Here is a 10,456-nt window from a genome sequence, read left to right as displayed (position 1 = left end):
TGGGCGTCTTGGTCGGGGTGTTGGTGGGGCGCTTCCCCGACGTCGCCGACGAGCTCCTCCACGATGTCCTCCAGGGTGACGACCCCGGCCGTGCCGCCGTACTCGTCGACGACGACGGCCATGGGCTGCTCGCTGCGCAGCCGCTCCAGCAGCGGCTGCACCGGCAGGGAGCCGGGCACCAGCAGCGGGGCGACGCAGATCCGGCTGACCGTGGTGCGGGCGCGCTCGGACTCGGCCACGGCGAGGGCGTCCTTGAGGTGGACGACGCCGGTGACCTCGTCGATGCGCTCCCGGTAGACCGGGAACCGGGACAGTCCGGTGGCGCGGGTCAGGTTGAGCACGTCGGCCGCGGTGGCCGTGTGCTGCAGGGCGCTGACCTTCACCCGGGGGGTCATGACGTGCTGGGCCGTGAGCTCGCCCAGCGACAGGGTCCGTACGAAGAGGTCGGCGGTGTCCTGTTCGAGGGCGCCGGCCTGGGCCGAATGGCGGACCAGGGAGACCAGTTCGCCGGGGGTGCGGGCCGAGGCCATCTCCTCGGCCGGCTCCACGCCGAGCGCCCGTACGAGACGGTTGGCCACGGCGTTGAGACCGGCGATGACCGGCCGGAAGGCGCGGGAGAAGACCTGTTGCGGACCGGCCACGAAGCGGGCGACCTGGAGCGGCCGGGAGACCGCCCAGTTCTTCGGGACGAGCTCGCCGACGACCATCTGGACGGCGGAGGCGAGCAGCATGCCGATGAAGACGGCGATGCCGGAGACGGCTCCCGCGGGCAGGCCGGTCGCCGCGAGCGGCCCGTCCAGCAGTCCGGCGAGGGCCGGTTCGGCGAGCATGCCGACCACGAGGGAGGTGATGGTGATGCCGAGCTGAGTGCCGGAGAGCTGGAAGGACAGCTCCCGCAGGGCCTCGACCACCGTGCGGGCACGGCGGTCGCCGTCGGCTGCGGCGCGTTCGGCCGCGGGGCGTTCGACGGTGACGAGGCCGAATTCGGCCGCCACGAAGAAGCCGTTGGCGAGGATCAGGGCGAATGCCGCCACGAGCAGAAGTAGCGGGGTGGTCATGCCGCCGCCTCCGTGGGGAGGGCGGCGCGGGTACTACCGGACGATCCGTCCATTGCTGGAGGGAGTCACTCCTCAAGTCGCAGGTGCCCACGGGCCTCAGGGTCCGGGGCCGGTGGGAGGGCGCACGGGTGCGCCCCGCCACCAGGGTAGTCACTGAGATCGCCGCCGCAATGGGACGCAGCCGTCGGCTGCGGCTCCGGTGGTTCGTCCGGCAGCCGCTCGAGGCCCGTTCGAGCCCCGTTCAGCGGCTGTTCGACGACCGTTCGAGGCCGGCGCGGCGGCGGCTCAGCGGTGGTGCGGCCCGGTTCCCCGGGCTTCGGCGAGCGCGCGCAGGGCGCGGGCGTCGCCGATGGCCTGCTGCCTGGCCACCCCGGGCTGGATGCCGAGGGCGGGCAGGCTCGTACCGTCGCTGAGGTCCAGGAACACCCACGGGTCGCCCGGGCGGAGGTTGACGCGCAGGATCTGCGCCCACTCCAGGCGGCGGGTGTTGGTCAGGTTCACGACGGTGACGCCCGCTTCGTCCGCGACCACCTTGGGGCGGCTGAGCAGGACGAGCACGGAGCTGAGCAGGACGGCGGTGAAGATGAAGCTGGCCCGCTCCCCGGAACCGAGGTTCTCCAGCAGGAGGGCGATCGCCGTGATGGTGGCGAACATGGCGAGCCCGACGCCCAGCAGGATGACCCGGGTGCGGGTCGGCCGGAAGGTGACCGGCAGGTCGGGCAGTGCGGGCTGGGCGGCGGACTCGGCCATGATGCTTGGTGATGCCTTCTGCGGGGGGACGTACGGGTCGGGGGACGTACGGGTCAGAGACGGCAGGCGTGGATCGAGGTGGTGAGGATCGCGCGCGCCCCGAGCTCGTACAGGTCGTCCATGATCCGCTGCGCCTCCTTGGCCGGGACCATCGCGCGGACGGCGACCCAGCCCTCGTTGTGCAGCGGGGAGACGGTCGGCGACTCCAGGCCCGGGGTGAGGGCGACGGCCCGCTCCAGGTGCTCGGCGCGGCAGTCGTAGTCCATCATCACGTAGCTGCGGGCCACCAGGACGCCCTGGAGGCGGCGCAGGAACTGCTGGGCCTGCGGGTTGTCGGCGGAGGCGCCGTTGCCGCGGATGACCACGGCCTCGGAGGTGAGGATCGGCTCGCCGATGACCTCCAGGCCGGCGTTGCGCAGGCTGGTGCCGGTCTCGACGACGTCCGCGATGACCTGGGCGACGCCGAGCTGGATGGCGGTCTCGACCGCGCCGTCGAGGTGGACGACGGAGGCGTCGATGCCCTGCTCGGCGAGGTGCTTGGCGACGATTCCCTCGTACGAGGTGGCGATCGTCATCCCGTGGAAGTCCTCGGGCCCCTTCGCGGTGCCGGGCTTGGTGGCGTAGCGGAAGGTGGAGCGGCCGAAGTTCAGCGGGAGGATCTCCTCCGCGCTGGCGCCGGAGTCGAGCAGCAGGTCACGGCCGGTGATGCCGATGTCGAGCTTGCCCGAGGCGACGTAGATCGCGATGTCCTTGGGGCGGAGGTAGAAGAACTCCACGCCGTTCTCGGGGTCGAGGACCACGAGCTCCTTGGACTCCTTGCGCTGGCGGTAGCCGGCCTCATGGAGCATCGCCGACGCCGCTCCGGAGAGTGAACCCTTGTTGGGGACGGCGATGCGCAGCATGGGGGCTTCCTTCAGTGCGTGGAGTGCGAAAGGTGTGGGCTGGGGGCGGGCGGGGGCCCGGTGGTGGAGGGCTCCGGCCTAGAGGTGCGCGTAGACGTCGTCGAGGGAGATCCCGCGCGCGACCATCATCACCTGGACGTGGTACAGCAGCTGGGAGATCTCCTCGGCGGCGGCTTCCTTGCCCTCGTACTCGGCGGCCATCCAGACCTCGGCGGCCTCCTCGACGATCTTCTTGCCGATCGCATGGACGCCCTTGCCGACGAGCTCGGCGGTGCGGGAGGTGCCGGGGTCGCCGTTGGCGGCCTTGAGCTGGAGCTCGGTGAAGAGCTCTTCGAAGCTCTTGGAGGGTGCGTTAGCCATGATGGTCCTCAGAATACGGGGTCCCCCGCCGCCACTCAGCGCCAGGGTTCGCTGACGGACCGCAGGGTCGCAGCGGTGGAGACGGCGGCGATGACCGCTTCGTGCCCCTTGTCCTCGTTCGACCCCTCGAGCCCGGCACGGTCCAGCGCCTGCTCGTCGTTGTCGCACGTCAGGACACCGAAGCCGACGGGGACTCCGGTGTCGATCGACACCTGTACCAGGCCCTGGGTGACGCCCTGGCAGACGTAGTCGAAGTGCGGGGTGCCGCCGCGGATGACGACTCCGAGGGCGACGATGGCATCGTAACCGCGACCGGCGAGTACCTTCGCCACGACCGGGAGCTCGAAGCTGCCGGGGACGCGGAGCAGGGTGGGCTCGTCGATGCCCAGCTCGTGCAGGGCCCGCAGGGCGCCGTCGACGAGGCCGTCCATGACCTTCTCGTGCCACTGGGCCGCGATGACGGCGACCCGGAGGTCTCCGCAGTTCCTGACACTCAGTTCGGGTGCGCCCTTGCCGCTCACAGCTGTGCTCCTCGTGCTTCGTGGGTCGTGGTTCGTCTTGCGTGGTGTGTGGTGCGTGGTGCGTGGTGTGGTGCGTTGTTGCCGGTGCGTGGTTACTGGTTGCCGCAGGTGCTCGCGGTCTGCTCCAGCCAGGGCAGGTCGTGCCCCATCCGGTCCCGCTTGGTGCGCAGGTACCGCAGATTGTGCTCGCCCGCCTCGGTGGGCATGGCCACCCGGTCGTTGACCGTGATGCCGTGCCGTACGAGCGCGGCGGACTTGTCGGGGTTGTTGGTCAGCAGCCGGACGCTCTTGACGCCGAGGTCGGCGAGGATCTGCGCGCCGGCAGCGTAGTCGCGGGCGTCGGCCGGGAGGCCGAGTTCGAGGTTGGCGTCCAGGGTGTCGCGGCCGCGCTCCTGGAGCTCGTACGCGCGCAGCTTGGACATCAGTCCGATGCCTCGGCCCTCGTGGCCGCGCAGGTAGACGACCACGCCGCGGCCCTCCTCCTTGATGCGGGCCATGGAGGCGTGCAGCTGGGGGCCGCAGTCGCAGCGCAGGGAGTGGAAGATGTCGCCGGTCAGGCATTCGGAGTGGACCCGGACCACGATGTCCGTGCCGTCGCCGATCTCTCCGTGGACGAGGGCCACGTGCTCGACGCCGTCGACGGTGGAACGGAACCCGTAGGCCGTGAAGTCGCCGTGCGCGGTCGGCAGGGTGACCTGGGCCTCGCGGCGCACGGTCGGCTCGGCGGAGCGGCGGTAGGCGATCAGGTCCTCGATGGAGATGATCGTCAGGCCGTGCTTGCGGGCGAAGGGGATCAGCTCCGGCAGGCGCAGCATGACGCCGTCCTCGCCGGCGATCTCCACGATCGCGCCGACGGGGCGCAGGCCCGCGAGACGGGCGAGGTCGACGGCGGCCTCGGTGTGGCCGTTGCGGACCAGGACGCCGCCGGGCTTGGCGCGCAGCGGGAAGACGTGGCCGGGGCGCACGAAGTCGGAGGGCTCGGAGACGCCGTCGGCGAGCATCCGCAGCGTGGTGGAGCGGTCGGCGGCCGAGATCCCGGTGGTGACGCCGTGGGCGGCACTGGCGTCGACGGAGACCGTGAAGGCGGTCTTCATCGACTCGGTGTTGTTCTGGACCATCTGGGGCAGTTCGAGCCGCTCCAGCTCGGGGCCCTCCATGGGGGCGCAGATCAGGCCGCGGCACTCGCTCATCATGAACGCGACGATCTCGGGGGTGGCCTTCTCGGCCGCGATGACGAGGTCGCCCTCGTTCTCGCGGTCCTCGTCGTCGACGACGACGACCGGCCGGCCGGCTGCGATGTCGCGGATGGCCTGCTCGACGGGGTCGAGCCGGAAGACGGCTTCGAGGACGGCGTCGATGTCGGGCACGGGCTTGAGGGTGGTCATGCCGTTGCTCCTTCCAGGGCCGGGGCGGGGGTGGTGCGCGAACGCTGGTACCAGTCGTGGGCGCCCCACAGGACGAGCGCGAAGTAGACGACGTAGACCAGGCCGGAGAAGGCCAGGCCGTTGGTGAAGGCGAGCGGGACGCCGACCAGGTCGACGAGGAGCCAGGCGAACCAGAACTCGACGAGGCCGCGGGCCTGGGCGACCATCGCGACGATCGTGCCGACGAAGATGTAGGCGTCGGCCCACGGGCTCCACGACAGGTTCGGGAAGAGCGTGAACAGGCCGCCGACGGCGAGGGTGCCGAGGGCCGCCCCGCCGAGGAGCAGTCCGCGCTCGGTCCAGGTGGCGGTGCGCACGGCCAGGGTGCCGTCCTGGGCCTGCTGCCGGCCGAGCTGCCAGGCGCGCCAGCCCCAGGCGGCCACGCCGATGACGAGGAGCTGCTTGCCGACGCCCCCGGCGAGGTGGGCGGAGGCGTAGGCGGCTATGAGGATCAGGCCGGACAGCAGCTGGGCGGGCCAGGTCCAGATGGAGCGGCGCCAGCCGAGGGCGAGGGCCGCCAGGCCCATCAGGTTGCCGATCATGTCGGACCAGATGACCTTCTGCCCGAAGACCGTGAAGGCCTCGGCGTTGAGCCACGTCAGGGCGCTCATCGGTCGGTCTCCTCGGCGTCGTCGGGGGTGGCGGTCAGCGGGTTGACGCCGGCGGCCAGCAGACGCTCGACGTACTTCGCGAGGACGTCCACTTCGAGGTTGACCGGGTCGCCGGGCTTCTTGATGCCGAGGGTGGTCAGCGCGAGGGTGGTGGGGATGAGGCTGATGCTGAAGCGGTCGGCGGCGGCCTCGACGACCGTGAGGCTGACGCCGTCCACGGTGATCGAGCCCTTCTCCACGACGTACCGCGCGAGGTTCGCCGGGAGGGAGACCTCGACGATCTCCCAGTGCTCGGAGGGTGTCCGGGAGAGGATCTCACCGGTGCCGTCGACGTGCCCCTGGACGAGGTGGCCGCCGAGCCGTCCGCCGAGGGCCATCGGGCGTTCCAGGTTGACCCGGGATCCGGCCCGCAGGGCACCGAGGCTGGAGCGGTTGAGGGTCTCCTGCATGACGTCGGCGGTGAACTCGCCGTCGGCGGTCTCCACGACGGTGAGGCAGACGCCGTTGACGGCGATGGAGTCGCCGTGCTTGGCGCCGTCGGTGACGACGGGGCCGCGCAGGCGGAAGCGGGAGGCCTCCGAGAGCTGCTCGACGGCGGTGACCTCGCCCAGTTCTTCGACGATTCCGGTGAACACTCAGTGCTCCTTGGGGGCGGTGGGGGTGCTGACGGCTTCGGGTACGGCGGTGATGCGCAGATCGGTGCCGACGCGGACGGCCTCGGTGATGTGGAGGCGTACCGCGCGGGCGATGTTGGTGATGCCGGCGTCGGCGAGGGCGGCGGGCCCGGAGCCGAGGAGTGCCGGGGCCAGGTAGCCGACGACGCGGTCGACGGCCCCGGCTTCGAGGAAGGCGCCCGCGAGGGTGGGGCCGCCTTCCAGGAGGACGGAGCGCACGCCGCGTGCGTACAGGGCGCCGAGCAGGTCGTGGACGGCGATGCGGCCGTCGTGCAGGGGCAGCCGCAGGAGGTCGGCGCCGGGCAGGTGCCGGGTGTCGGCGTCCTCGCCGACGACGAGCAGCGTGGGCGCGGCGTCGTCGAGGATGCGGGCGGCCGGCCGGAGGCCGGCGCGGGTGTCGACGGCGATGCGCAGCGGCTGGACGGCCCCGTCGACGCCGCGTACGGCCAGGTGCGGGTCGTCGGCGCGCAGGGTGCCGCCGCCCACGAGGACGGCGTCGGCCTCGGCGCGCAGCCGGTGGACGTCGGCGCGGGACTCGGGGCCGGTGATCCAGCGGCTGCTGCCGTCGGCGGCGGCGCTGCGGCCGTCGAGGGTGGCCGCGTACTTCCAGGTGACGTGCGGGCGGCCGAGGCGCACGGAGGTGAGCCAGGCGGCGTTTCCGGCCGCGGCCTCGGCTTCCAGGAAGCCGCCCTCGGCCTTGATCCCGGCGTCGCGCAGGGTGGTGGCGCCACCGCTGGCCTGCGGGTTCGGGTCCGGGACGGCGTAGACCACGCGGGTGATGCCGGCCTCGATCAAGGCCTGGGCGCAGGGCCCCGTGCGGCCGGTGTGGTTGCAGGGTTCGAGGGTGACGTAGGCGGTGCCGCCGCGGGCCGCTGCGCCTGCCGCGCGCAGGGCGTGGACCTCGGCGTGCGGGCCGCCTGCCCGCTGGTGCCAGCCCTCGCCGACGACGGTGCCCGCGGCATCGGTGATGACGCAGCCGACGATCGGGTTGGGGCTGGTGGAGCCGAGACCGCGGGCGGCGAGCTCGATGGCGCGGCGCATGGCCTGCACGTCGGCATCGGCGTCGTGCGGTGCGGGTACGGCGTGGTTCGCCACCGGGTCCTCCTGCCTCGATCGGGCACGGACTCCGGGGCCTGTCGGGATACGACAGATGAAGCGGTACAGCACACACGGGGACGCCGAGGCCGAAAAAACGGTCCGCCCGGACACATCCACAGGGATGCGCCGATGAACCGCCGACGGCGGCGTACCGGTGACTGGCCCGCCGCGCACTGCCTCCCATCCGGACTTTCACCGTCGGTCCAGGAATTTCACCTGGTCAACCGGCCGCTGGCTGCGGACGGGTCGCGGACTATACCGCCGGTTCGGAATTACACCGACCCCGGAGTGCGCTGCTTACTGGTACTGCTGCCAGTTTGCCACGGGTGATCCGGGGCCATGCGAGTGAGGTGCTGTGGCCTGGGTCACAGGGGGCGGTTCGCGCGGGAGTCCGTCACGTTGGACGGCGGTTGGTCCAGACCTATTGACGAGGTGGTCTAGTCCTCTTAACGTTCCCCTCATCCTCCCCGGGAGACAGCCCGTCAGATGTGCGCACGTCACGGGCCAACACGCACCACTTTTCCGCCTGTTGTGTCCCATGCGACCCGCCATCCCTCCCCTCCCCAGGAGGCACCATGCCGTCCCCCACCCGTACGAGAGCGATGCTCCTGGCATCCGGCGCCGCCATCGCCGGACTGCTCATGGGCGGGCTCTCCAGCGGCGTCTCACACGCTGCGGACAACGAGGGCTGTCGCCCGGACGGGCTGTACAAGACGCCCGGGGTCGACGTCCCGTACTGCTCGGTCTACGACTCCGAGGGCCGCGAGAAGATGGGCGCCGACCACCAGCGCCGCGTGATCGGATATTTCACCGGGTGGCGGACCGGCAAGGACGGCACCCCCGCCTACCTGGCCAACAACGTCCCGTGGTCCAAGGTCACCCACCTGAACTACGCCTTCGCCCACGTGGGCGCCGACAACAAGATCTCGGTCGGCACGGACGGCCCGGACAACGCCGCCACCGGGATGACCTGGCCGGGCGTGGCGGGCGCCGAGATGGACCCGGCCCTCCCCTACAAGGGCCATTTCAACCTGCTGAACAAATTCAAGAAGCAGTACCCGAACGTCAAGACGCTGATCTCGGTCGGCGGCTGGGCCGAGACCGGCGGCTACTTCGGGAACGACGGCAACCGCGTCGCGTCGGGCGGCTTCTACTCGATGGCCACCAACGCCGACGGCTCCGTCAACCAGGCCGGCATCGACACCTTCGCGGACTCCTCCGTCGAGTTCGTCCGGAAGTACGGCTTCAACGGCGTCGACATCGACTACGAGTACCCGACGACGATGAAGGACGCGGGCAACCCGCTGGACTGGCAGCTCTCCAACGCCCGCCGGGCCGGTCTCGTCCAGGGCTACGCCGCCCTGATGAAGTCGCTGCGCGAGAAGCTCGACCGCGCCGGCGCCGCCGACGGCAAGCACTACCTGCTCTCCGTCGCCGCCCCCTCCTCCGGATACCTGCTGCGGGGCATGGAGACGTTCCAGATGCAGAAGTACCTGGACTACGTCAACATCATGTCCTACGACCTGCACGGCGCGTGGAACGAGTACGTGGGCCCGAACGCCTCGCTCTTCGACGACGGCAAGGACGGCGAACTGGCCGCCGCCGGGGTCTACTCCACCTCCCAGTACGGCGGCATCGGCTACCTGAACTCCGACTGGGCCTACCACTACTTCCGCGGCTCGATGCCGGCGGGCCGCATCAACATGGGCCTGCCGTACTACACCCGCGGCTTCAAGAACGTGCAGGGCGGCACGGACGGGCTGTGGGGCAAGGCGCCCGCGACCAGCTGCCCGGCCGGCGCGGGTCTGACCAAGTGCGGTGACGGCGCGGTCGGCATCGACAACCTGTGGCACGACCTGGACACCAACGGGGTCGAGTCCCCGGCGGGCTCCAACCCGATGTGGCACGCGAAGAACCTGGAGAAGGGCGTCGTCGGCGACTACGTCACGAAGTACGGCTTCCCGGCGAACACCACGCTGACCGGCACCTACGTCCGCAAGTACGACTCCGCGCTGGTGGCACCGTGGCTGTGGAACGACCAGAAGAAGGTCTTCCTGTCGACGGAGGACGAGCAGTCCGTCGCCGCCAAGGCCGACTACGTGGTGAACAAGGGCATCGGCGGCACGATGGTCTGGGAGCTGGCCGGTGACTACGCGTACAACGCCGCCAAGGGCCAGTACGAGATGGGCGACACCCTCACCTCCCTGATGTACGACAAGTTCAAGGCGGCCTCCCCGTACGGCGCGAAGAAGGCCGGGAGCGCGCTGCCCGCCCAGGCGGTCGACATCAAGACGGAGTTCACCGAGTTCAAGCTGGGCGACTCCAACTACCCGATCACCCCGAAGCTCAAGATCACCAACAACACGAAGAGCACGCTGCCCGGCGGCACGGAGTTCCAGTTCGACTACGGGACCTCGGCCCCGGCCAACGCCTCCGACCAGTCCGGCTTCGGCACCAAGGTGGTCTCCACCGGGCACAGCGGCACCAACGTCGGCGGTCTGAAGGGCGACTTCCAGCGGGTCTCGCTGAAGCTGCCGGCCTGGCAGACGCTGGCCCCCGGCGCCTCGGTGGACCTGGCGTTCAACTACTACCTGCCGGTGTCCACGCCCTCCAACTGGACGGTGAACATCTCCGGCACCGCGTACGCCCTCGCCGGTGACCTGGCGCGCGGTACGACGGTGGTGGAGCCGGGCACGACCCAGCCCCCGACCACCCCGCCCACGACTCCCCCGACCACTCCGCCCACCACCACCCCGCCCACCACTCCGCCCACGACCCCGCCGACCACCCCTCCGGGCGGGACCTGCACGAACCCGGCGTACGTCGCGGGCACGGTCTACAACAGCGGGAACCTCGTCTCGCACAAGGGCCACACCTGGAAGGCCCAGTGGTGGACGCAGAACGAGGAGCCCGGCACCACCGGCGAGTGGGGCGTCTGGAAGGACCAGGGCGCCTGCTGACCCTCCTCGGACGGAGATCGGACGGCGAAGCGTTGGTAACCCAGGGACCAGCGGCCACCCCGCAACACCCCCAAGCGCCGCCCCCCCCCCCCCAGGCG

The 10,456-nt window shown here is 70.9% G+C and carries 10 protein-coding genes and 1 riboswitch; of the genes, 1 reads left to right on the top strand and 9 read right to left on the bottom strand.

Annotated elements, in window-relative coordinates; genetic code table 11:
• From ACFXA3_RS22475 to ribD, 9 genes are all read right to left on the bottom strand, one after another.
• On the bottom strand, positions 1–1,058 hold a 1,058-nt coding region (locus ACFXA3_RS22475; RefSeq protein ID WP_385189247.1), incomplete at its 3' end, for a hemolysin family protein.
• A gap of 285 nt (positions 1,059–1,343) precedes the next feature.
• Positions 1,344–1,808: a PH domain-containing protein gene (locus ACFXA3_RS22470; RefSeq protein ID WP_385189245.1), complete on the bottom strand. Its 465-nt coding sequence runs from the start codon at positions 1,806–1,808 to the stop codon at positions 1,344–1,346.
• A gap of 53 nt (positions 1,809–1,861) precedes the next feature.
• Positions 1,862–2,710, bottom strand: a complete 849-nt coding sequence (gene hisG, locus ACFXA3_RS22465) for an ATP phosphoribosyltransferase (RefSeq protein ID WP_054220588.1) — start codon at positions 2,708–2,710, stop codon at positions 1,862–1,864.
• Between the two features lie 78 nt (positions 2,711–2,788).
• Entirely contained in the window at positions 2,789–3,070 is a 282-nt protein-coding gene (locus ACFXA3_RS22460) for a phosphoribosyl-ATP diphosphatase (protein WP_385189243.1), read from the bottom strand.
• Positions 3,071–3,105: 35 nt separating this feature from the next.
• On the bottom strand, positions 3,106–3,591 hold the full coding sequence (ribH, locus tag ACFXA3_RS22455) for a 6,7-dimethyl-8-ribityllumazine synthase (RefSeq protein WP_030298869.1): 486 nt from the start codon (positions 3,589–3,591) through the stop codon (positions 3,106–3,108).
• A gap of 92 nt (positions 3,592–3,683) precedes the next feature.
• Positions 3,684–4,976 (bottom strand): bifunctional 3,4-dihydroxy-2-butanone-4-phosphate synthase/GTP cyclohydrolase II, encoded by a 1,293-nt coding sequence (locus tag ACFXA3_RS22450; protein ID WP_385189242.1) that lies wholly within the window; start codon positions 4,974–4,976, stop codon positions 3,684–3,686.
• Positions 4,973–5,626 carry a nicotinamide riboside transporter PnuC gene (locus ACFXA3_RS22445; protein WP_385189240.1) on the bottom strand — a complete coding sequence of 218 codons (654 nt, stop codon included), beginning with the start codon at positions 5,624–5,626 and terminating at the stop codon, positions 4,973–4,975. The genes ACFXA3_RS22450 and ACFXA3_RS22445 overlap by 4 nt, the downstream gene beginning before the upstream one ends.
• Positions 5,623–6,261 carry a riboflavin synthase gene (locus tag ACFXA3_RS22440; RefSeq protein ID WP_385189238.1) on the bottom strand — a complete coding sequence of 213 codons (639 nt, stop codon included), beginning with the start codon at positions 6,259–6,261 and terminating at the stop codon, positions 5,623–5,625. The genes ACFXA3_RS22445 and ACFXA3_RS22440 overlap by 4 nt, the downstream gene beginning before the upstream one ends.
• Positions 6,262–7,341, bottom strand: a complete 1,080-nt coding sequence (gene ribD, locus ACFXA3_RS22435; protein WP_385189249.1) for a bifunctional diaminohydroxyphosphoribosylaminopyrimidine deaminase/5-amino-6-(5-phosphoribosylamino)uracil reductase RibD — start codon at positions 7,339–7,341, stop codon at positions 6,262–6,264.
• 223 nt (positions 7,342–7,564) lie between these two features.
• Positions 7,565–7,694, bottom strand: a riboswitch (FMN riboswitch).
• A 279-nt stretch (positions 7,695–7,973) separates the two neighbouring features.
• Here ribD and ACFXA3_RS22430 point away from each other — a divergent pair.
• Positions 7,974–10,358, top strand: coding sequence for a chitinase C-terminal domain-containing protein (locus tag ACFXA3_RS22430; RefSeq protein ID WP_385189236.1), 2,385 nt, complete (start codon positions 7,974–7,976; stop codon positions 10,356–10,358).
• Positions 10,359–10,456 lie beyond the last annotated feature (98 nt).

It is taken from the genome of Streptomyces sp. NPDC059456 (assembly GCF_042750055.1).
Lineage (GTDB): Bacteria > Actinomycetota > Actinomycetes > Streptomycetales > Streptomycetaceae > Streptomyces.
This window is presented reverse-complemented; position numbering and strand designations above follow the sequence as displayed.